This window comes from Halobaculum rubrum, from assembly GCF_019880225.1.
GTDB classification, from domain to species: Archaea; Halobacteriota; Halobacteria; order Halobacteriales; family Haloferacaceae; genus Halobaculum; species Halobaculum rubrum.
Map to the genome: position 1 here is coordinate 1,219,962 of NZ_CP082284.1, position 20,913 is coordinate 1,240,874.

At 67.9% G+C, this 20,913-nt stretch carries 17 protein-coding genes and 1 pseudogene; 11 read left to right on the top strand and 7 right to left on the bottom strand.

Annotation, left to right across the window (positions count from 1 at the left end):
• The first annotated feature begins 123 nt into the window (after window positions 1-123).
• The 5 genes and pseudogenes from K6T25_RS06430 to K6T25_RS06450 all read left to right on the top strand — a co-directional run bounded on the left by K6T25_RS06430 (window position 124) and on the right by K6T25_RS06450 (window position 7,345).
• On the top strand, window positions 124-543 hold the full coding sequence (locus K6T25_RS06430) for a PPC domain-containing DNA-binding protein (protein WP_222917410.1): 420 nt from the start codon (window positions 124-126) through the stop codon (window positions 541-543).
• 68 nt (window positions 544-611) lie between these two features.
• Window positions 612-794 carry a hypothetical protein gene (locus K6T25_RS06435; RefSeq protein WP_222917411.1) on the top strand — a complete coding sequence of 61 codons (183 nt, stop codon included), beginning with the start codon at window positions 612-614 and terminating at the stop codon, window positions 792-794.
• Complete coding sequence (gene polC / locus K6T25_RS06440) at window positions 791-5,875, top strand: DNA polymerase II large subunit (RefSeq protein ID WP_222917412.1); 5,085 nt, start codon at window positions 791-793, stop codon at window positions 5,873-5,875. Before K6T25_RS06435 ends, polC begins: the two co-directional genes overlap by 4 nt.
• A gap of 189 nt (window positions 5,876-6,064) precedes the next feature.
• A pseudogene (locus K6T25_RS06445) lies at window positions 6,065-6,343 on the top strand (DUF7130 family rubredoxin-like protein); the annotation flags it as partial.
• 72 nt (window positions 6,344-6,415) lie between these two features.
• Complete coding sequence (locus K6T25_RS06450) at window positions 6,416-7,345, top strand: ketopantoate reductase family protein (RefSeq protein ID WP_222917413.1); 930 nt, start codon at window positions 6,416-6,418, stop codon at window positions 7,343-7,345.
• 106 nt (window positions 7,346-7,451) lie between these two features.
• Here the strand turns inward: K6T25_RS06450 and K6T25_RS06455 are convergent, their stop codons facing one another.
• The 7 genes from K6T25_RS06455 to K6T25_RS06485 all read right to left on the bottom strand — a co-directional run bounded on the left by K6T25_RS06455 (window position 7,452) and on the right by K6T25_RS06485 (window position 12,895).
• Window positions 7,452-9,017 carry a sulfatase gene (locus K6T25_RS06455; RefSeq protein WP_222917414.1) on the bottom strand — a complete coding sequence of 522 codons (1,566 nt, stop codon included), beginning with the start codon at window positions 9,015-9,017 and terminating at the stop codon, window positions 7,452-7,454.
• 270 nt (window positions 9,018-9,287) lie between these two features.
• A complete protein-coding gene (locus tag K6T25_RS06460) occupies window positions 9,288-9,674 on the bottom strand; it encodes a NifU family protein (RefSeq protein ID WP_222917415.1) in 387 nt (128 codons plus the stop codon).
• 64 nt (window positions 9,675-9,738) lie between these two features.
• Window positions 9,739-10,074, bottom strand: coding sequence for a DUF5783 family protein (locus K6T25_RS06465; protein ID WP_222917417.1), 336 nt, complete (start codon window positions 10,072-10,074; stop codon window positions 9,739-9,741).
• Window positions 10,075-10,330: 256 nt separating this feature from the next.
• Window positions 10,331-10,957 carry an RAD55 family ATPase gene (locus K6T25_RS06470; protein WP_222917419.1) on the bottom strand — a complete coding sequence of 209 codons (627 nt, stop codon included), beginning with the start codon at window positions 10,955-10,957 and terminating at the stop codon, window positions 10,331-10,333.
• Window positions 10,958-11,207: 250 nt separating this feature from the next.
• Entirely contained in the window at window positions 11,208-11,672 is a 465-nt protein-coding gene (locus tag K6T25_RS06475; protein ID WP_222917421.1) for a DUF8057 family protein, read from the bottom strand.
• Entirely contained in the window at window positions 11,672-12,367 is a 696-nt protein-coding gene (locus K6T25_RS06480) for an RAD55 family ATPase (protein WP_222917423.1), read from the bottom strand. The genes K6T25_RS06475 and K6T25_RS06480 overlap by 1 nt, the downstream gene beginning before the upstream one ends.
• A 75-nt stretch (window positions 12,368-12,442) precedes the next feature.
• Window positions 12,443-12,895, bottom strand: coding sequence for a chemotaxis protein CheW (locus K6T25_RS06485; protein ID WP_222917425.1), 453 nt, complete (start codon window positions 12,893-12,895; stop codon window positions 12,443-12,445).
• A 188-nt stretch (window positions 12,896-13,083) separates the two neighbouring features.
• Here K6T25_RS06485 and cheB point away from each other — a divergent pair, with 188 nt between their 5' ends.
• The 6 genes from cheB to K6T25_RS06515 all read left to right on the top strand — a co-directional run bounded on the left by cheB (window position 13,084) and on the right by K6T25_RS06515 (window position 20,849).
• Window positions 13,084-14,124, top strand: coding sequence for a chemotaxis-specific protein-glutamate methyltransferase CheB (gene cheB / locus K6T25_RS06490; protein WP_240009241.1), 1,041 nt, complete (start codon window positions 13,084-13,086; stop codon window positions 14,122-14,124).
• A 49-nt stretch (window positions 14,125-14,173) separates the two neighbouring features.
• Window positions 14,174-16,456, top strand: coding sequence for a chemotaxis protein CheA (locus K6T25_RS06495; RefSeq protein ID WP_222917429.1), 2,283 nt, complete (start codon window positions 14,174-14,176; stop codon window positions 16,454-16,456).
• Window positions 16,453-17,277, top strand: coding sequence for a CheR family methyltransferase (locus K6T25_RS06500; RefSeq protein WP_222917430.1), 825 nt, complete (start codon window positions 16,453-16,455; stop codon window positions 17,275-17,277). The genes K6T25_RS06495 and K6T25_RS06500 overlap by 4 nt, the downstream gene beginning before the upstream one ends.
• Window positions 17,277-18,503: a HEAT repeat domain-containing protein gene (locus K6T25_RS06505; protein ID WP_222917432.1), complete on the top strand. Its 1,227-nt coding sequence runs from the start codon at window positions 17,277-17,279 to the stop codon at window positions 18,501-18,503. Before K6T25_RS06500 ends, K6T25_RS06505 begins: the two co-directional genes overlap by 1 nt.
• A 92-nt stretch (window positions 18,504-18,595) precedes the next feature.
• Window positions 18,596-19,408, top strand: coding sequence for a CheF family chemotaxis protein (locus K6T25_RS06510; protein WP_222917897.1), 813 nt, complete (start codon window positions 18,596-18,598; stop codon window positions 19,406-19,408).
• 265 nt (window positions 19,409-19,673) lie between these two features.
• Window positions 19,674-20,849: an inorganic phosphate transporter gene (locus K6T25_RS06515; RefSeq protein WP_222917433.1), complete on the top strand. Its 1,176-nt coding sequence runs from the start codon at window positions 19,674-19,676 to the stop codon at window positions 20,847-20,849.
• Window positions 20,850-20,913: the final 64 nt, after the last annotated feature.

The window sequence follows — 20,913 nt, forward strand, 5'->3', positions numbered from 1 at the left end:
GGTGCTGGTCCCGGCATCGGATTTGAACCCTCGCCCGCCGGGCGGGGCGTCGGTCGGGCGCGCGCGGCCGTCTCCCCTCCCGCGGCGGCAACGTTTTACTGCCGGTCGGTCGACGAATCGGGTATGGACTACCGGGAAGTCGAGGTCGCCGGCGAGTACATGGCGAGTCTGGACAACGGCGCCGACTGGCGCGAGGAGATCGAGTCGCTCGCCGACGAGGTGGATGCGGACGCCGCGTGGTTCAACGCCATGGGCGCCGTCCAGGACGCCGAGGTGTGGTTCTACGACCAGGACGACCAGGAGTATCAGTCGGTGACGTTCGACGAGCCGCTTGAGGTCGCCGCCTGTGTCGGCAACATCGCGCTGCTGGAGGGCGACCGCTTCGCGCACACCCACGCGGTGCTGTCGCGCCGCAGCGGGCAGGCGCTGGCGGGCCACCTGAACGCGGGGACCGTGTTCGCGGGCGAGGTGTATCTCCGCGCGTTCGAGGAGCCGCTGGAACGCGAGCACGACGCGGTGACGGACCTGGACCTCTGGCTGTAGGGGGTGCGGCCGGGACCCCGCCGGCGACGACGAACCGCTTATCACCCTCCCCCGCACAGGAAGGTGACGTGCACAGACGACCCCGACACGCGAGCCGAGGCGACGCGTTCGTCGCCGGCGTGACGCCGGCTCCGGGGCCGTCACCGACGACGCGACCGCGGTACTGGACGACGGGAGAGGCGACCGATGAGGCGAGCGGGCGGGCGACTGCCGACGGGGCGAGCGGGAAAGCGACGGAGGAGACGACATGAGACCGGACGACGAGCGCTACTTCACACGGATCGAGGACAGGCTGGACGAGGCGTTCGAGCGCGCCGAGGCCGCGAAGGCGCAGGGGAAGGATCCCGAGACGGAGATCGAGATCCCCGTCGCCCGCGACATGGCCGACCGCGTCGAGAACATCCTCGGCATCCCCGGCGTCGCCGAGCGCGTCCGCGAACTGGAGGAGGAGTTCTCCCGCGAGGAGGCCGCCCTCGAACTCGTCACCGACTTCGTGGAGGGCACCGTCGGCGACTTCGACTCGCGGGCGGGCAAGATCGAGGGCGCCGTACGGACCGCCGTCGCCCTGCTCACCGAGGGGGTCGTCGCCGCGCCCATCGAGGGGATCGACCGCGTCGAGATCCTCGAGAACGACGACGGCACCGAGTTCATCAACGTCTACTACGCCGGCCCGATCCGCTCGGCCGGCGGGACCGCGCAGGCGCTGTCGGTGCTCGTGGGCGACTACGCCCGCGCGCTGTTGGGCATCGAGGAGTACCGCGCCCGCGACGACGAGGTCGAACGCTACGCCGAGGAGATCGGCCTCTACGACAAGGAGACCGGCCTTCAGTACACGCCGAAGGACAAGGAGACGAAGTTCATCGCCGATCACATGCCGATCATGCTGGACGGGGAGGCCACCGGCGACGAGGAGGTCTCCGGGTTCCGCGACCTCGAACGGGTGGACACCAACAACGCCCGCGGCGGGATGTGTCTCGTCCTCGCGGAGGGGATCGCGCTCAAGGCCCCCAAGATCCAGCGCTACACCCGCCAACTCGACGAAGTCGACTGGCCGTGGCTCCAGGACCTCATCGACGGCACGTACTACGACGCGAGCGATGACGCGGCCGACGACGACACCGACGGGGCCGGCAACGACACCGAGGACCGTGAGGAGGCCGCCAGCGACGGTGAGGACGGGAACGAGGGCGACGCCGACGGGGCCGTCGAGGACGACGGACCGGACGGCCCGCTCCGCCCCGACCCCTCCAAGAAGTTCCTTCGGGACCTGATCGCCGGGCGACCCGTCTTCGGCCACCCCTCCGAGTCGGGCGGATTCCGGCTTCGGTACGGCCGCGCGCGCAACCACGGCTTCGCGACTGCCGGCGTCCACCCGGCAACGATGCATATCGTCGACGACTTCCTCGCGACGGGGACCCAGATCAAGACCGAGCGCCCCGGGAAGGCCGGGGGCGTGGTACCCGTCGACTCCATCGACGGGCCGACGGTCAGGCTGGCGAACGGCGACGTGCGCCGCATCGACGACCCGGCGGAGGCCAAGGAGGTCAGAAACGGCGTCGAGGAGGTGCTCGATCTGGGCGAGTACCTCGTCAACTTCGGCGAGTTCATCGAGAACAACCACCCGCTCGCGCCAGCCTCCTACGTTCGCGAGTGGTGGGAACAGGACCTCGCCGAGGCGGGAGCGGATCTCCAGGCGCTGGAGGACGACCTCACCACGGACCTCGACAACCCCGACGCCGAGCAGGCGCTCGCGTGGGTCGACGAGTACGACGCCCCGCTGCACCCCGCCTACACGTACTGCTGGCACGACATCTCCGTCGCGGAGTACGACGCGGTCGCCGACGCGGTCGCCGCCGGCGAGGTCACCGGCGACCTGCTCGTCGTCGAGCACACCGACACGGTGCGCCCCGCGCTGGAGACGCTGCTCGTCGAGCACACCCAGACCGAGGACGCCCTCCGTATCCCCGACTTCCGTCCGCTGCTCCGGCAACTCGGGGTCACGGACGGCCTCCGGCGCGAGTGGACGCCGGAGGATCTCTCCGATGAGGCGCGCGAGTGGGACGGCGGCGACAACGCCATCCGAGCGGTCAACGAGGTGACCGACTTCGAGGTCCGCGAGCGCGCGCCGACCCGGATCGGCAACCGGATGGGGCGCCCGGAGAAGTCCGAGAGCCGCGACCTCTCGCCGGCGGTCCACACGCTGTTTCCGATCACGGAGCTCGGCGGCAACCAGCGCTCCATCGGCGAGGCGGCCCGGAACCGGACGGACAAGGGGAAGGGCGTCTACGACGTGCTGGTCGGCGAGCGGGAGTGCCCCGACTGCGGCGAGCACACGTTCAAACCCGAGTGTCCCGGCTGCGGCGCACACACCGAGCCCTACTACGAGTGCGACGAGTGCGGGACGCTGTGCGAGCCGGACGAGTCCGGCCGCGTCGAGTGCCCCCGCTGCGAACGCGAGGTGGAGAGCCCCGACTGGCACGAGATCGACCTCAACGACGAGTACTGGTCGGCGCTGGAGCGGACCGACGAACGCGAGGCGAGCTTCGAGATCCTGAAGGGCGTCAAGGGGCTGTCCTCCGCGGATAAGACACCCGAGCCCATCGAGAAGGGGATCTTCCGGGCGAAACACGGCGTCACGTCGTTCAAGGACGGGACGGTTCGCTACGACATGACCGACCTCCCGGTCACGTCGGTCCGGCCGGAGGAACTGGACGTGACGGCCGACCACTTCCGGGAGCTGGGCTACGAGACCGACATCGACGGCGAGCCGCTCGTCCACGACGACCAGCTTATCGAGCTGAAGGTGCAGGACATCGTGCTCTCGGACGGCGCCGCCGAGCACATGATGAAGACGGCCGACTTCGTCGACGAACTCCTCACCGACTTCTACGGGCTGGAGCCGTTCTACGAGGTGAACGAGCGCGACGACCTCGTGGGCGAGTTGGTGTTCGGGATGGCGCCCCACACGAGCGCGGCCGTGGTCGGTCGGGTCGTGGGGTTCACGAGCGCGGCCGTCGGCTACGCGCACCCGTATTTTCACGCGGCCAAGCGTCGGAACTGCTTCCACCCGGAGACGAAGCTCTGGTACCGCGATGAGGCCGACGAGTGGCACCACGGCCGGATCGACGAGTTCGTCGAGGCGCGGCTGGATGATCTCGAGGAAGACGATTTCGGGACGCTCGTGTCTGAACTCGACGGCGACGTGTTTGTCCCGTCGGTGACGGAGGACGGCGAGGAGTTACTGAAGCCGGTCGAAGCGGTGTCGAAGCACGTCGCGCCCGACCACATGGTCCGTGTGGAAACGCGAAGCGGACGGGAGATCACGGTGACGCCGGATCACGAGATGCACGTGTTCGACGGTGAAGAGATCCGGTCGAAGGCAGCGAGGGATCTAAGTGAGGACGATCACGTCGTCAAGCCGGCACACCTCGACAGCGTCAGAGCAAGTGGTACCGAGACGTTCGATCTTCTCGGGGAGTTCATCGATTCCGAGGCGGTCGGTAACGACCGGTTGATGATAAAGGGGCTGGAAAAGGACGAACTCTATGACCTGTTCACGGACCGGTTGGCAGATGAGTGGGACGGCCGGTTCTACCCGTTGAAGAGTACCGCCGAATACCTCGGGCTCTCGAAGAAGGGGCTAAGCAACTATCTCTACCGGAGAAGCCTTCCTGCGGAACTCCTGCTGGAGTTATTTGACTCGGTCGAGGAGATGCTTGATTTCGTTCCGTTCGAGGCGAAGCTCGGCGTGAAGCGAGATTCGGCAGAGGTCGACAGACACGTCGAAGTGAGCGAGCGGGTCGCGACGCTCCTCGGATACTACGCCGCCGAGGGATTCGCGCGGGAGCAGGAGACGCCCAAAGGCACGATCCATCAGACGACGATCTGTGGAACCGAAGCGCAGGCGCGTGACTTCTACGTCGATGTTCTTCGCGAGGAGTTCGGCGTCAACCCGTACTGCGAGAATGAGGCGAAGATTACGGCCTCGGGCAGGTTACTCCGTGCGTTCTTCGACAGTATCCTCGACGCGGGAGTTCGTGCCGAGACTAAACGCGTCCCGCAGTGCGTGTTCGACGCCGACGAACGGATCGTTGAAGCATACCTCAGCGGCTACTTCAGCGGCGATGGAACTGCCGAGTGCAACGCGGCCGTCGTGTCCGCAACCACGGTGAGTCCGGAACTGAAAGAGGACCTAATCGCGCTACTCTCGCGGCTCGGCATCGTCGGTCGTGTCGACATCGAGGATCCGGTGCCGCTTCACACGAAGTTCCCCGACTACTATGCGGTCGACGACCCCTCACGGTCGGCCCGGAGTTACGTTCTCCGTGTCAGTTCCGAAGACGCCGTTACCTTCTCCGATCGTGTCGGATTCCACCTCGACCGGAAACACGACCGACTGCGTGAACAGATAGAAAACAGAGCGACGACACCACGGCGCGCGTTCGACGGTGGCGGAGAGGACGCGCTCGTTGAGTCCGTTGCAACGGTGGAATACGTCGATTCGAACACCGACTACACCTACTGCCTCACCGTCGAGGACACCCACTCGCTCGTTGCCAACGACCTATCACAGAAGCAATGCGATGGTGACGAGGACTGCGTCATGCTCCTCATGGACGGCCTGCTCAACTTCAGCAAGGCGTTCCTCCCGGACCAGCGCGGCGGCCAGATGGACGCGCCGCTGGTCATGTCCTCGCGGATCGACCCCTCGGAGATCGACGACGAGGCGCACAACATGGACATCGTGCGACAGTATCCGCGGGAGTTCTACGAGGCGACCCTCGACATGGCGGACCCGGGCGAGGTCGAGGACCTGATCCGGATCGGCGAGGACACCCTCGGCACCGACGACGAGTACCGCGGCTTCGACCACACCCACGACACGACCGACATCGCGCTCGGGCCGGATCTGTCGGCGTACAAGACGCTCGGGTCGATGATGGATAAGATGGACGCCCAACTCGCGCTCGCACGCAAGCTCCGCGCCGTCGACGAGACCGACGTGGCCGAGCGCGTCATCGAGTACCACTTCCTGCCGGACCTGATCGGGAACCTCCGAGCGTTCTCCCGACAGGAGACCAGATGTCTGGACTGCGGGGAGAAGTACCGCCGGATGCCGCTCACCGGCGACTGCCGCGAGTGCGGCGGCGACATGACGCTCACCGTCCACCGCGGCTCCGTGAACAAGTACATGGACGTGGCGCTGCGGGTCGCCGAGGAGTTCGGCTGCCGCGAGTACACCATTCAGCGGCTGGAGATCCTCGAACGCTCGCTGGAGTCTGTGTTCGAGAACGACAAGAACAAGCAGGGGAGCATTGCCGATTTCATGTGATCTGTCGGGCCGAGCGCTCCGATCCATCGTCGAGTCGTCCGGTGTTCTGCCGACGGTCGTCCGGCCCGAGAAGAGTTGGCGCCGCTCGAAACCGCCCCGCGGTTCCCGTCGCGCCGAACCCGTGAGATAGCTTAACACGATTCGGAGCGTACCGTGGCGTATGCCGGCAGAACAGAGCGGGAAAGGCGTATACAGCTGACGGATATCTCGGCCGGACAGCCGGTGTACGACGGGGGCGACAACCAGCTGGGGTCGGTTCGGGGCGTCGACGACGCCGGCTTCTACGTCCTCGCGGGCGAGGGCGCCGGCGCGGTGACGCTGGACGAGGCGCGCGATATCTTCGGCAAGGCGTACGTGATGTGGCGCTGCTGGGAGTGCGGCGAGATGGACCAGATCGACGGCGACCCTCCGGCGAACTGCCCGAGTTGCGACGCCTCGCGCGAGGAGTTGTATTACTGGGCCGAGGACTGGCTCCGGCGGCGGGCAGACCGACGGCCGACCGACCGAACCGCTCTTTTCGTCGCGTGACCAGCCGCAGACATGGACATCGTCGTGTTCGGCGCCGGCGCGCTGGGGAGTCTCGTCGGCGGACTGCTCGCGCGCGAGCACCACGTCACGCTCGTCGCCCGCGACCCGCACGCCCGCCGCGTCGCCGGGCAGGGCCTGCGCGTCGTCGGCGAACTCGATTCACACACCCGGCCGCGAGCGACGACCGATCCGACGCCCGCGGACCTGACCTGCGACCTCGCGCTCGTCACGGTGAAGGCGTACGATGCAGAGGCGGCCGGAAGCGCGCTCGCCGGCGGCGACCCCGAGGTGGTCTGCTCGCTGTCGAACGGCCTCTCCGAGGAGACGCTCGCCGAGGCCCTCGGCGACCGCGTCCTCGCCGGCTCGGCCACCTACGGCGCCGAGCTCGTCGGCCCGGGCGAGGTGCGCTGCACCGGAATCGGGCGGATCCACGTGGGCGAGTTCGCGGACGACCGGCTCGACGGCGACGGGGGCGACGCCGCGAGCCCTCGAGCCGAGCGCGTCGCCGCCGCGTTCCGCGGGGCCGACCTCGACTGCACGGCCGACCCGGGGATGCCGCGGCGACGCTGGGAGAAGCTCGCCGTCAACGCCGGCATCAACGCCGTGACCGCGCTCGCGCGCGTGTCCAACGGGGCGCTCGCGGACGGACCGGGCCGTTCGGTCGCTCACCGTGCCGCCCGTGAGACCGCGCGCGTCGCCCGTTCCGGGGGCGTCGACCTCGCCGACGACGAGGCGGTCGCCGCCGTCGACACCGTCGTCGCGGAGACCGGGGCCAACCGCTCGTCGATGTACCGGGACGTCGAGTCGGGGAGTCGGACCGAGGTCGACGCGATCAACGGCGCCGTCGTGGACCACGGCGCGGCCGCGGGGATCGACACGCCGACGAACCGAACGATGGCCGACCTCCTCCGGGCGTGGGAACGGGAGCGGGTCGAGGAGTGAACGGCTGTCGGCCGAACCACAGGATAGGCTCTGAATCCCGACTACTGTTGGCGATTATCTGATGCCGAATTTGTCAAAAAGCACAGTACGGACCCTGAACCGGCGCTTATTCTACGTAGCCCAGATCGCGAAGCCGCTCGGTCGCCTCCTCGTCCATCTCCGCCAGCGAGTCGTCCGTCACCTCGGCGTCGTCGGCATCCGTCCACGCGCCGCCGGCGGCCGCCTCGAACTTCCCCAGTCTGGCCTCGGCCTCGGCAACCCGATCATCCTCGCCGTCGGCGAGGTCGCTGTTCTCCTCGGGGTCCTCGTCGAGCCGGAACGCCTCGTCCGGAATCCGGTCGATGCGGACGTACTTCGCGTCCGTGGCGCGGGACGCGCGCATCCGTGAGTAAAACCGAGAGTCCTCGGGCAACTCGATCCCCGCGCTCGACGCCTTCTCCTCCAGTTGCTTCAGTTCGACCACGGGTCGAGAGTACTCGACGAAGCCGAACTCTCCCCCGGGTGACGCGCGCTGTCCCGGGTCGCGGTCGGCCTCGTCGACGCCGGCGAACTCCCGGTAGTCGGCCGACAGCAGCGAGCGCGTGCGGTCGAGCGCGACCGCCTCCTCGCCAGTGGCGGCCGGAGCGCCGCCCTCGACGTCCAGCGTGTCGAGCACCGTGTGGTAGGTGTCGAGGAGCTCGACCGTGTCCGCGCGGCGGTCCGCCTCCAGGTCCGGGTGCTTGATCACGAGCGGGACGTTGATCAGCTGGTCGTACAGGCAGAACTCGTGGCCGTACAGGTCGTGTTCGCCGTGGAGTTCGCCGTGGTCCGCACAGACGACGACCGCGGTGTCGTCCCACCGGTCGGTCTCCTTCAGCCAGTCGAACAATCGCGTGAGCTGGTCGTCGATGTGGGCGATCTCCGCGTCGTACAGGCCCCGGATGGCCGCCCACTCCTCGTCGTCGATGTCGCGGGCGCCGGCGTTGTACTCCTTGGAGTTCTGGCACACCTTCGTCGAGTCGACGCCCGGGGCGTGCTCGTCGACGTACTCCTGGGGCGGGTGATACGGGAGATGCGCGTCCATCAGGTTGATGAACGCGAACCAGTCGTCGCCGGCGGCCTCGCTGTCGTCGATGAACGACCTCGTGCGGTCGATCACCGCGGGCGTCTTCGAGTCGGCGCCCTCGCCGCTCGCGAGGTACTCGTGGGCGACGTTGCCCAGCGAGACGAGCTTGTCGGCGACCGTCCGGAGCGCTTCGTTGTCGTTCATCGTCTTCCAGGCCTTCGCGAGCGGCCCCGACAGGAGATCGCCGGGCATCACCTCGAAGAAGTTGTCCTGGTCGTCGAAGCCGTCGGTGAGGTGGGTGTACGGCGTGATCCAGGCGTTCGAGGAGTAGCAGGCCGTCCGGTACCCCTCGGCCGAGAGGGTCTCGGCGAGCGTCGTCGCCCCCTCCAGATAGGGGTTCTCCTGGTCGGCGCCGTGGCGGTACGGGTACATTCCGGTGAACAGCGACGCGTGTACCGGGAGCGTCCACGGCGCGGGCGCGACGGCGTTCTCGAACACCGTTGCCTCCTCGGCGAACGCGTCCAGCCCCGGCGTCGTCCCCCCGTCGTAGCCATACGGCCCGAGCCGGTCTTTCCGGACCGTGTCGAGCACGACGAACAGCACGTTCTCGGGCGAATCGTCGCTCATGTCTCCCGAGTTCCGCTCGCGAGTAATCCCTCTTCTGGTCTGCACGGCGCCGAGACGGCACCGGGATCCGGTCGGAGTTAGATTCGATATCGCGATATATGATTCATGATCGGCGAGCACAGTCGGCGTGCGACACGACGAGGGCGGCCGAGAGACGGGTGCACGGCTCCGGAATCACGGGTTGTCGGTCGAGACGCCCTGCGAGAAACAAGCGAGTCGCTACGGGAGTCGAAGACGAAAGAGAGAGAGAAACCGAGACGGGTCGCCCGATCAGAACGGCGCCTGCGGCCCTTCGTCGTCCTCGCCGTCCGAGGACTCGCCGGGGAACGAGGGAGACGTGCCGTCGTCGGCGTGACCCATGCCGCCGAGGTCGCCGTCGGCGCCCGACCCCATGCCCGTGTCGGCGACGACCTGCTTGATCTCGGGGATCTCCTTGGTCATCCGGGACTTGATCGCCTGGATCGTCATCGGCGAGATGCCACAGCCCGAGCAGGCGCCGCCCAGCGAGATGTGGACCTCTCCTGTCTCGCGGTCGAGATGCTGGATGGCCGCGCTGCCGCCGTGCATCTGGATCTGCGGGAAGTTGCGGCGCAGGAAGTTCGTCACGCGCTCGCGCAGTTCGTCCTCGCCGCCGTCGTCCTGAGAGTCGGCGCTCATTACCGTTTGCTTGGCGGCACGAGGGTTTCAACCTTGTGCTCGGCGGGGTCTCGCGGTCGTGCGATCACCGATCCTCGGGCCGCTCGAGGTCGAAGACGCGGTACAGCTCCGATTCGATCTCCGCGACGTACCGATCGAGCGTCTCGGTCAGCTTCTCGTCGTCGACGACGATGGCGGTCAGTCGCTCGGTCGGGTTCTCGGGGAGCTCGACGGTGAACGCCCCGCTGTCCGCGTCGTAGAACGGCTCGGACTCGTTGAGGATCTGCTGGTCGATGGCGTGGATCAGCTCCGAGTCGAACCGGTCGTTCATCGTCTCGAAGGCGTTCTTGTACGCCCGCTGGAGCTCCGAGAAGTAGTTCGCGTACTTGTCCTCGAACAGCTCGGGGTCGAACTCGGCCATTGTCGGACGATCCACGGGGTCCGGTGTAAGGGCGACGGTCGACCTCGATAAATTGAATACCGCGATACTGAATACTGCTATCGACCCGGCCGCCGCGGGTAGAGGTGTGTCCGACGTAGTTCCCAGCGTGTTCAGGTGCCGGGACTGCCGCAGGGTGGGGGCGCTGGGAGTCAAGTGTCGTAACGAAACGGATGCGCTCGGAACCGCTGAAGTCAGCGTCGGAACGAATCCGTCGCCAGCCGGAAGGAAGTCGGCGTCAGAACGTCGTCCACGCGGTCGCCGTCTGCGTCCGGTTTCGGACGCGGAGCTCGCGGGCGCCGTTCTCCTCGCGGGTGTTGATCACGGTGTCGAAGGGCTCGTACATCGTGTGCAGCGTCTGCTCGTCGTGCATCGTCGAGTTGATCACCGCGATGGTCGTCCACCCCTCGTTTTCGGTCTGTCGGGTGAGCACACGGACGAACTGGTAGACGTCCTGCGGATCGAGGTACATCAACAGCTCGGACAGCGAGTTGATGCCGACACCCACGGATCCCTCCGTCTCGCGGAACACCTCGTACAGGTCGGTGAACTTCATCCCGATGTCCGTGATGTTCTTCGGGGAGGACGCGTACCTGACGAGGTCGTCCTCGACGAGCTCGCCGCCCTGCTGCTTGGAGACGCAGTCGACGACGCCGACCGATTCGGGTGCGACCCCGGCGACTTCCGCGTAGTCCGCGCGAGCTTGTTCGACGGGATCCCCGGTGGTGATGAGGACGCCGCGGTCGCCGGCTTCCGCCATCAGGCGGAGCATGAGCGCGTACTTGCCGGTCATGGGTGGACCGGCGATAAGGAGACTCTCACCTCCCCCGCCGTCATCGAGCGACAGCGGGGCGTCCTCCAACATACGCGTCAGCATGCGTCGGACAGCTAAAACTTTTGTCCAAACCGATGGAAACGGCAGTTCGGATCGGAAGAAGCTCACAGCGTTCCTCCGTCACGGCCGATCGGAGCGCGGCGTTCGTCGCTCGCGCCCGGCGGCGCCGTTGCGGTTGAACCAGTCAACGCGGTCGGTAGGATGTACGGCAACCGATCCGGACCGTGGTGTGCCCGTCGGTTTGGACCGGGGCGGGTCCGTCGATCCGTCCGACGCCGAGTCACGACTCATCATCCGGATATCCGGAGTTCGGTTCCGACCCGAGAAACCCGGGAAAGCCGAGCGCGCCGAGGTCTTCCCCACCCTCGAGCAGTCCCGCGCGTTCGAGCGCCGACGGCGACTCCGTGGCGGTGGTCGGCCGGTCGACCGGCGATCCGTTCGCGGAGCTGCCGGGGTCGGACGGCTCGCCGGACGGGCCGTCACCCTCGATCAGTTGCTTCCAGACGGCGTCGCCGTCGGTCGCCTCGCTGTCGTCGTGAATCACTTCCGCCTCGTGTTTTCCCTCCCGGTACGCGAGGTCGATGATGCTCCGGTCGTAGGACGTATCGAGCGCGTCGCGGAGCCGGTCGAACTCCTCGCGGTTCTCGTAGCCGAACGCGGCCGCGACGCCGAGCGCGTACGCCCGACGGATGGCCTCGGTTCCGGAGATGTCCTCCCAGTCGGTTCCCAGTCGTGTCTCGTACATCAGTTGGTGACTGTCCGGCCGTCGCCGACGACGAGGCCGTCGCCGGTGAATCGAAGATCCTGGATGTCGGTGTCGACGTCGGCGCCGCGCATCTTCACCACCTGAACGCCGCGGCGCATCCCGTCGTCCTCCATGTAGTTGTGGAAGAACACCACGCCGTGCGCGAGGAAGTGCTCGTCGGCGTACGCCGTGGGGTCCGTCATCTCGGAGATGAGATACGTCGTCGCGTCCGTTCGCTTGAGCGCCGAGAGGAACCGCATGGTCGTGTCGTCGTCGTCGTCGAGCAGATACCGCAGCAGCATCGTCGAGTCGATGACGACCCGGTCGATGTCACGCGACTCGACGAACGAACTGATCCGGTTGGTGACGCTGTTGACGTCACGGCGGTCCCCGGGCATGCCGAAGAAGCGCTTCCCCTCCGAGGAGAACGCATCGAGGAACGTCACCGACCCGGAATCGAGCGCCCCCTCGAAGCCGAAGTCGTAGGCGGCCATGTCCCGTTCGAGGTCGTCCTGACTCTCGTGCATGCTGATGAACAGGCAGCGCTCGCCCGCGGCGGCGCCCTCGGCGATGAACTGTGCTGAAAACGTCGTCTTCCCGCTTCCGGGCGGTCCGCAGACGACGTAGAGCCGCTCGGCTGGGAGTCCCCCGCCGACGAGGTCGTCGAATCCCGCAACGCCGCTCGAAACGCGCATACCACACCACGGATCGGGGGATCGGATAAGGACTACCCCCCGATACTCAACAGTGATACTTCTGTGGGAGCGTGCTCACTCCGTGTGCGGTTCGACCCAGACGACGAAGCGGTCGTCGCCCTTCACGATACCGCGGACGGAGTCGTCGCCCGCGGTCGTCGCCTCGTCGACCTGATCGGCGGTCACGTCGCGAACCTGGAACACCTCGTCGACGACCCAGCCGACGGTGCCGCCGTCGTCGACCTCCTCGGGATCGAACACGATGATCCGCTCGCGGGCACCCGTGCCGGTGACGCCGAGCAGCGTCTTCGGGTCGATTATCGTGGTCGTCTTGCCGCGCAGGTCCATCACGCCCTCGACGTGTCGCGGCGAGTTCGGGATGGCCGTGAGATCGCCCGCGTCGACGATCTCGTCGATGTAGGCGATGTCGAGACAGTACGTCTCGTCGCCGAGTCCGAACTCCAGCACCTGCGTCGTCTCCTCGGCGGAGACGGCGTCGTCGTCGGCCGTGCGCTGACTGCTTGCCATACAAGCGATCCTCGAATCCGCGCGCTTAACGGTAGCGCACGAGGTATCAGCGGTGAGATTCGGGACGATGACTTCAATAACGGCGTATCGGTAGGCGAGAGCATGATTCGAGACGCCGCACGACCGGCTGGGGGTGCGCCGTGAGCGCGCGGGCGCCGCGGACAGTTGTGGTGGACGATTCGCGGTTCATGCGGGGACTCATCGCGGACATCCTGGAGTCCGACGGAGTCGAGGTCGTCGGCGAGGCCGCTGACGGGCGCGAAGCGCTGTCGGTCGTCGCCGACACCGACCCCGACGTGGTGACGATGGACGTCGAGATGCCCGAGATGAACGGGATCGAGGCGGTCGAACGGTTGATGGCCGAGAACCCGACGCCGACGCTGATGCTGTCGGCGTACACCGCCGAGGGCGCCGAGGAGACGTTCGCCGCGCTGGACGCGGGCGCGGTCGACTTCTTCGCCAAGCCCGGCGGGGAAGTGTCGATGGGCGTCTCCCGGCTGGAGGAGCAGCTCGTCGACACCGTTCGATCGGTCGCCGGCGCGGACGTCTCGCGGGCGGGGCGACGGAACGAGGCCGCGACGGCCGCCGAGGGCGGGGCGACGCCGGCGTCGCCGGACGCGTCGTCCGCGGACGGTTCCGCCGGGGCGACAGTCGAGCCGAACACGACCCTGATCGTCGGCTCGTCGACCGGGGGGCCGGACGCCGTCGAGCGGGTCGTCTCGGCGCTGCCCGGCGACGCCGACCTCCGCGGGGTCGTCGTCCAGCACATGCCCGAGGCGTTCACCGGGCGGTTCGCGAACCGGCTCGACGACGCCTGCGAACTCTCGGTCCGGGAGGCCGAGGACGGCATGCGGCTCGGCCGGGGCGAGCTGGCGGTCGCCAAGGGCGGGCACCACCTGGAGATCACGAACGCCCGGAACGGCCGGCTTCGCCTGTCAGTTATCGACGAGGAGCGCGGCGAGGGCGTGCGCCCGTCGGTGAACGTGACGATGCGGTCGGCCGCCGAGGCGGTGGACGACCCGCTGATCGGCGTGATCCTCACCGGGATGGGCAGCGACGGGAGCGACGGCGTCCAGGCGCTCTCGCGGGCCGGCGCCCGCGTGCTCGCGCAGGACGAAGACTCCTGTGTGGTGTACGGGATGCCCAAGCGCGCGGCCGCCACCGGGGTGGTCGACTCGATGCTGCCGCTGGACGACATCGCCGCGGGAATCACGGGTGAGAACGCGTGAGCGACGACGATTCACGTCGAGCGCACACGGCCCACCGGAGGTGGTCCGCGTGAGCGAGGCACACGTCCGTGCGTTCGTCCGCGAGTCCGAGGAGGGGATCACGGAGCTGAACAACTCCCTGCTCGCGCTGGAGTCGGACCCGGACGACTCGGAGGCGATGGACGCCATCTTCCGGACCGCCCACACCCTGAAGGGGAACGCCGCGGCCATGGGCTTCGGCGACTTCTCCGGACTCGCGCACGCGATGGAGGACCTCCTCGACGAGGTCCGCGGCGGCGACATGGCGGTGTCCGGGGCCCTGATGGACCGCCTGTTCGAGGCGGTCGACCTGCTCGACGCGATGCTCGGCGAGATCGACGAGTCGGGCGACACGAGCATCGACCCGACCGGCGTGGAGGACGACCTTCGAGTGCTGGCCGAGGAGGGCGCTGACGCGCTCGACGCCGAGAACGGGGACGGCGCGTCCGAGGCCAGCGACGACGTGACGGAGTCCGACGCCGGCGATTCCGACGACAACACGGCTGCCGACCCCGGCGGCGCCGATGGTGGAGCCGACGACGGCGGCGACGACGCGGTCGCCGTGGATCCCGAGTTCGATCACGACCTGTCCCCCGGCGACGACGAAGGGATCTACCGCGCCCGCGTCGATCTCGGCGGGGCGGACATGCCCGGCATCGACGCGATGTTCGTGTTGGAGGCCGTCGAGGACGGCTTCGGGGGGCTGTCGTGCGACCCCGACCGCGAGGCGATCGAGGAGGGCGAGTTCGACGACACCTTCGACCTGTACGTCGTCGCCGACGCGGGCGCGACCCTCGAGGCCGGCGTCGACGCGGTGAGCCAGGTCGAGTCGGTCGACGTGGACGCCGTCGACCCGGCTCCCGGTGACGATGCGACCGCCGACGCGAGCGACGATGCGACCGTCGACACGGGCGACGATGCGGGCGACGACGCGAGCGACGACGCCGGCGACACCGACCCGGAGGCGACCGACGGCGAGGCATCGGAGGCGTCGGCCGCCGCGGATGCCGGGGACGGCGATGACGGCGACGACGACGGGGACTCCTCGTCCGACTCCGGATCCGGCGGGGGCGGCGGCTCGAACACGTCGTCGTCGGACAACATCTCGTCGGTCCGGGTCGACGTGGAGCAGCTGGACGACCTGTACGGGCTGGTCGAGCAGCTGGTGACGAGCCGGATCAAGCTCCGTCGCGAGATGGAGGAGGCCGACATCGACTCCGACAACCTCGACGAGTTGGACAAGATCTCGACGAACCTCCAGGACACGGTGATGGACATGCGGCTCATCCCGCTGTCGGCGGTCGTCGACACGTTCCCCCGGCTCGTGCGGGACCTGGCGCGCGACCAGTCGAAGGACGTGAACTTCGACATCGACGGCCGCGACATCGAACTGGACCGCACCATCCTCACGGAGATCCGCGACCCGCTGGTCCACATCCTCCGCAACGCCGTCGACCACGGCATCGAGTCCCCCGAGGAGCGTGAGGCCGCCGGGAAGGACCCGACCGGCACCATCGAGCTGCGGGCCGACCGCGAGCGCGACCACGTCACCATCGTCGTCGAGGACGACGGCGGCGGCATCGAGGCCGACGCGCTGCGCGAGAAGGCCGTCGAGGAGGGCGTGAAATCCCGCGGAGAGGTCGAGGCGATGTCCGACGCGGAGGCGCGCGAACTCGTCTTCCACCCGGGCTTCTCCACCAACGACGAGGTAACCGACGTGTCCGGCCGCGGCGTCGGGATGGACGTGGTCCGGACGACGGTGAAGGACCTCGACGGAAGCGTCAGCCTCGACTCGACGCCCGGCGAGGGGACGCGCTTCGAGATCAAACTGCCCGTCACGGTCGCCATCGTCCGCGTGATGTTCATCGAGGTCGACGGCGTCGAGTACGGCGTTCCGATCAAGAACATCGCGGAGGTGAGCCGGGCCGACGGCATCGACGTGGCCCACGGCGACGAGATCGTCCGCCACGACGGCGAGATATACCCGGTCCTCAGGCTCGGCGAGGTGCTCGATACGGCCGGCGCGGCCGGCGCGGCCGGGGGGGCCGACGACGCCCTCGCCGACGGCGGGAACGACGACGCCGACTCCCGGAACCACGACGCCGGCGACGGGGACGGCATGCTCCTTCGGATCCACGACGAGAAGCGTCCGGTCGCGCTCCACTGCGACAACGTGCTCCACCAGGAGGAGGTCGTCGTGAAGCCGCTTGAGGGGATTCTCTCGGGGATCCCCGGGCTGTCGGGGACGGCCGTCCTCGGCGACGGCGACGTGGTGAGCATCCTCGACGTGGAGACACTCGGGGGGCGGCGATGAGCCGCGCGCGCGGCGACGACGGCGACCTGCAGGGCGTCATCGACTTCGTGGAGGACCGCGTTCCGTTCGAGCCCGGCTACTACAACGAGGCGTACCTCGGGCGGCGGATCGCCGCGCGGATGCAGCGACGCGACGCCGACGACCACGCCGAGTACCGCGCGATCCTCGAGGACGACGACGAGGAGCGCGAGGCGCTGCTGGACGCGCTCACGATCAACGTCACAGGGTTCTTCCGCGACCCCGACATGTGGGCGGACCTGCGCCCGGTGTTGCGTGACCTCTCCGAGGAGAACGGGCGTGCCGGCGTCGACGTCTGGAGCGCGCCCTGTGCGGACGGCCGCGAGCCGTACTCGCTGTCGATGCTCGCCGACGACGACGACGAGGTGGACGAGCGCCGTCTCCGGATCACCGCCGTCGACATCAGCGAGGAGGCGCTCGACGCCGCTCGCGCGGGCGTGTACGAGACGACGCGGACGACGGACATCGGGGAGGAGCTGTCGCCGCTGTCGGACCCGGAGACGTACGTCGAACGGGAGGAGAGCGTCTTCAGGGTTCGTGAGTCGGTCCGGTCGCGGGTCACCTTCGAGCCGTACGACCTCATCCGCGACGGGCCGAAGGCGGACATGGATCTGGTGTTCTGCCGGAACCTCCTGATCTACATCGACAGCGAGTACAAGGGTCGACTGTTCGAGACCCTGCGCGACTCGATCCGGCCGGGCGGCTACCTCGTGCTCGGGAAGACCGAGACGGTGCCCCCCGACATGCGCGAGGAGTTCGAGCCGGTCGCGAAACGCAGTCGCATCTACCAGTACACGGGATAATGTCGCTGTACACGCTCGCCCGCGACGGGGACATGGAGCAGCTCGCCGACACCGCCAAGAACAGCGACAGCGCCGCGGTGCGCCGGCGGGCCGCCGAGATGCTCGGCGACGTGGGCGACCCCGAGGACGACCGGACCGTCGACGTGCTCATCCACCTCGCTCGAAACGACGAGGAGGACGCCGTCCGCGCGGCGGCGGTCGACGGCCTCGACGAACTGGGCGGCAACGGGCTCGAACGGCTCATCGCCAAGGAGACGGGCGTCGACCCGGACGCCGCCGACTGGGCGGCCGTCCGCGCGTTCGCGAAGGTACTCGGCGGCGCGAGTATCCCGGAGTACCGGATGGCCGCCGCGAACGCGCTGGGGCGAATGGGCGACGAGGACGCCGTCGGGCCGCTGGCGAAGCGGCTCGACGACCCCGACGCGAGAGTTCGCGAGCGGGCCTGTCTCGCGCTCGGACGCATCGGCGACCCGCGTGCGGTCGGACAGCTGAAGCAGCGGCTGGACGACGACCACCCCGCGGTGAAGTCGGCCGCCGCCGACGCGCTCGGCTCCATCGCCAGCGGCGAGGCGCTCGCGGCGCTGTTGGACCTGCTGGACGAGGAGAACGTCAGCCTCCGGCGGCTCGCGGCATCGGCGCTCGGCAACGCGAGCTCGGCGGAGCCGGTGCCGAAGCTGGCGGGGGCGCTCGCGGACGAGCACGACACGGTGCGCCGTGCGGCGGTGTTCTCGATCATCGAACTGCTCGCGAACGCGCCGACGAAACAGAGCCACGCCGTGCGCGACGCGGTCGTCTCCGAACTCAAGGACGCCGACGACGAGACGGTGACGGGTCCGCTCGTGGAGATCCTGGAGGACGCGACGCAGGCGCGCCAGCGACGCAACGCCGTCTGGTTTCTCGGACGGGTGACGAGCGCGGAGCCGCCCGAGGACGTGCTCGACGCGCTCGTCGACGCCCTCGACGACGAGGACAAGATGACCGCGCAGTTCGCGGCGACGAGCATCACCAACCTGGAGGGGCTCGCGGTGGAGTCGACGCTCATCGACCTTGTGAACGACGACGACGCGTCGGTCGACGCGCGGGCGAAGGCGGCGTACGCCCTCGGCGACGTGGGCGGCGACCGCGCGAAGGAGACGCTCGACATGATAACCGACGGCGACGTGGACAAGCAGATCCGCAAGCGCGCGTTCGCGTCGCTGTCGAAGCTCGGAGGTGTTAGACAGTGAGCGACAGCAGGCAGCAGAACGGCGGTGGTGGACAGCAGAGCGGCGGCGAGGAGTACAAGGTCGCGGACACCCGCGGCAAGTTCGCGCAGGCGATGAAGGCCGGGCGAAAGCTCAACGACGTCGGGTGGACCAACGGCCGGATCGTCCTCTCGAACAAGCGGATCGTCCTCGTCGGCAACGGCGGCAAGCGAACGATCGCGCTGTCGTCGGTCGAGGGGATCGGCGGCCGGTACGACGCCAACCAGGAGATACAGCGCGTCTCCAACTACGTCAGCCTCCGGATCGGCGACGACGTGTTCCTCGTCGCCGCCGAGGAGCACGAGGAGTTTCGGACGGACCTGTATCGCGCATTCCTCGACCGCAAGGTGATCAAGGCGCGCCATCCCGCGATCAAAGGCGGCGTCGTGCAGGACACCGAGTGGGAGCAGGCACGCCTGAAGGTGGAGGCCGACGGGATCTCGGTCGCCCAGCAAAGCGGCGCGTTCGTCCGGCTCGAACTCGACGACATCGGGACGCTGGAGGAGACAGAGCGGACCGTGATGGACGAGAAGGCGCCGGTCATCGAGGCCGAACACACCGACGACGGGGGGACGAGCGTCCAGACGTACCTCTCGGGCAAACCGTGGCTGGTCGCGGTCGTCAAGTCGTACCTCGAGCAGGGCCACGACCGCAACCGCGGCGCCGTCGAGCTGTCCGAGTCCGAACGCGAGGTGCTGATGGCGCTGTACTCGGGCGTCTCCTCGTTCGAGGTGCCGAACTTCCTCGGGATGGAGGTCGACCGGGTCGAGGAGATCTTCGATCGACTCATCGAGGCGGAGGTACTGGAGGAGGTTCGCACCCGCCGCGAGGTCGCCCTGGAGCCCCGCGGACGCAACATCGCCAGCGAGGCGATGAACGAGCAGTGAGGGAGCGCGCCCGTTCGTATATCGACATCGGTCGTCCGGCCGAGATCGCTCGTCGGCCTCCCCGGCGCGGACCTGCCCGCCCGATCGCCGTCAGCTTGCGGCTCGCGGCTCTCGCCGAGCGGGTCCAGCGTCCATCGGGAGAAGAACGCGAGCGGTCTGACCTGTTGTACGGCGGCTCGACGGATCGGCTACCGGTCTGACCGCCCCGGGTGAACCGCTCAGTGGAATCACAACAGCTACGCGTCCGTGATCCAAAAGCGATCGTATGGTTTCGGTGCTCTTACTGATCGCACTCCTGGCGGCTGTCTTTGTCGGATTTAACATCGGAGGGTCATCGACGGGCGTCGCGTGGGGGCCGCCCGTGGGGGCACGCATCGTCAGCAAAACCGCAGCGGCCGCCCTGATGACGTTTTTCGTCTTTCTCGGTGGCTGGACGGTCGGACGCAACGTCATCGATACGCTCGGTGGCGACCTCGTCCCACGGACAGTGTTCTCTGCCGAGGTGAGCATCGTCATCTTGGGGTTTATCGGACTCGGAATGCTGCTCGCTAACCTCTACGGCGTTCCCGTTTCGACCTCGATGACGGCGGTCGGAGCGATCGCCGGTCTCGGACTCGCAACCGGGCGGCTCGATTTCGCCGTGCTCGGTTCGATTATGGTGTGGTGGCTCATTGCGCCGGTCGTCGGGTTCTGGTTCGGCGCGGTCATCGGTCGGTACTTCTACCCCTACCTCGATCAGAAGTTCGCCCTCGAACAGTCCAGCGGCCCGCTGTTCACGCTCGACCGGTCGGGGATCGTACCGACACCGGAACTGGGACCCGGAACCACCGCTCGTGAAGCAGTCAGTACGGGACTGGTACTCGCCATCGCCTGTTACATGTCGTTCAGCGCCGGTGCGAGCAACGTTGCGAACGCGGTCGCGCCACTCGTCGGTGGCGGATTGATCGGCGTCGATACCGCCGTTGTGCTCGGGACTGTCGCGATCGGTCTCGGTGCGTTCACCATCGCACGACGGACGATGGAGTCCGTCGGAAACGATCTCACTCAGCTGCCGTTACTGGCAGCCGCGATCGTGATGACCGTTGCCGCGAGCATTACGACAGTGGCGTCGGCTCTCGGTATCCCGATGAGTCTCGCACTCTCGACAGTCATGTGCATCGTCGGTCTCGGATGGGGACGGGCAACCCGTCCGACAGCAGTGACCGGTCTCGTGAAAGGGAACGTCAAAGGCGAGATCTCGGCGGGTGCGGTCGCCGCCGAGACCGGTGACGAAGTCCCTCCGGTCGGCCAAGAAGACCCCGAGAACCTGCGGGACGTCCAGCGGTTGTTCGACCCCTCCTCCGTCGTCCGGTTCGTCGCGTTCTGGATTATCGGCCCCTCTCTCGCGACCGCACTCTCCTATGCGACGTTCGCGCTCCTCCCGATCGCAGGACCCGTCTGACACCCGAGAGGACAGGTGGGTTGTGAACCGTTGTATCCCAACGCTCGGGAAGCCTCGCCCTTCA

What these genes read in the sequence shown, in the direction of transcription:
- K6T25_RS06430 (WP_222917410.1), top strand. Translation starts at nt 124, where the DNA reads ATGGACTACCGGGAAGTCGAGGTCGCCGGCGAGTACATGGCGAGTCTG.
- polC (WP_222917412.1), top strand. Translation starts at nt 791, where the DNA reads ATGAGACCGGACGACGAGCGCTACTTCACACGGATCGAGGACAGGCTG.
- K6T25_RS06450 (WP_222917413.1), top strand. Translation starts at nt 6,416, where the DNA reads ATGGACATCGTCGTGTTCGGCGCCGGCGCGCTGGGGAGTCTCGTCGGC.
- K6T25_RS06455 (WP_222917414.1), bottom strand. Translation starts at nt 9,017, where the DNA reads ATGAGCGACGATTCGCCCGAGAACGTGCTGTTCGTCGTGCTCGACACG.
- K6T25_RS06460 (WP_222917415.1), bottom strand. Translation starts at nt 9,674, where the DNA reads ATGAGCGCCGACTCTCAGGACGACGGCGGCGAGGACGAACTGCGCGAG.
- K6T25_RS06465 (WP_222917417.1), bottom strand. Translation starts at nt 10,074, where the DNA reads ATGGCCGAGTTCGACCCCGAGCTGTTCGAGGACAAGTACGCGAACTAC.
- K6T25_RS06470 (WP_222917419.1), bottom strand. Translation starts at nt 10,957, where the DNA reads ATGTTGGAGGACGCCCCGCTGTCGCTCGATGACGGCGGGGGAGGTGAG.
- K6T25_RS06475 (WP_222917421.1), bottom strand. Translation starts at nt 11,672, where the DNA reads ATGTACGAGACACGACTGGGAACCGACTGGGAGGACATCTCCGGAACC.
- K6T25_RS06480 (WP_222917423.1), bottom strand. Translation starts at nt 12,367, where the DNA reads ATGCGCGTTTCGAGCGGCGTTGCGGGATTCGACGACCTCGTCGGCGGG.
- K6T25_RS06485 (WP_222917425.1), bottom strand. Translation starts at nt 12,895, where the DNA reads ATGGCAAGCAGTCAGCGCACGGCCGACGACGACGCCGTCTCCGCCGAG.
- cheB (WP_240009241.1), top strand. Translation starts at nt 13,084, where the DNA reads ATGCGGGGACTCATCGCGGACATCCTGGAGTCCGACGGAGTCGAGGTC.
- K6T25_RS06500 (WP_222917430.1), top strand. Translation starts at nt 16,453, where the DNA reads ATGAGCCGCGCGCGCGGCGACGACGGCGACCTGCAGGGCGTCATCGAC.
- K6T25_RS06505 (WP_222917432.1), top strand. Translation starts at nt 17,277, where the DNA reads ATGTCGCTGTACACGCTCGCCCGCGACGGGGACATGGAGCAGCTCGCC.
- K6T25_RS06510 (WP_222917897.1), top strand. Translation starts at nt 18,596, where the DNA reads ATGAAGGCCGGGCGAAAGCTCAACGACGTCGGGTGGACCAACGGCCGG.
- K6T25_RS06515 (WP_222917433.1), top strand. Translation starts at nt 19,674, where the DNA reads ATGGTTTCGGTGCTCTTACTGATCGCACTCCTGGCGGCTGTCTTTGTC.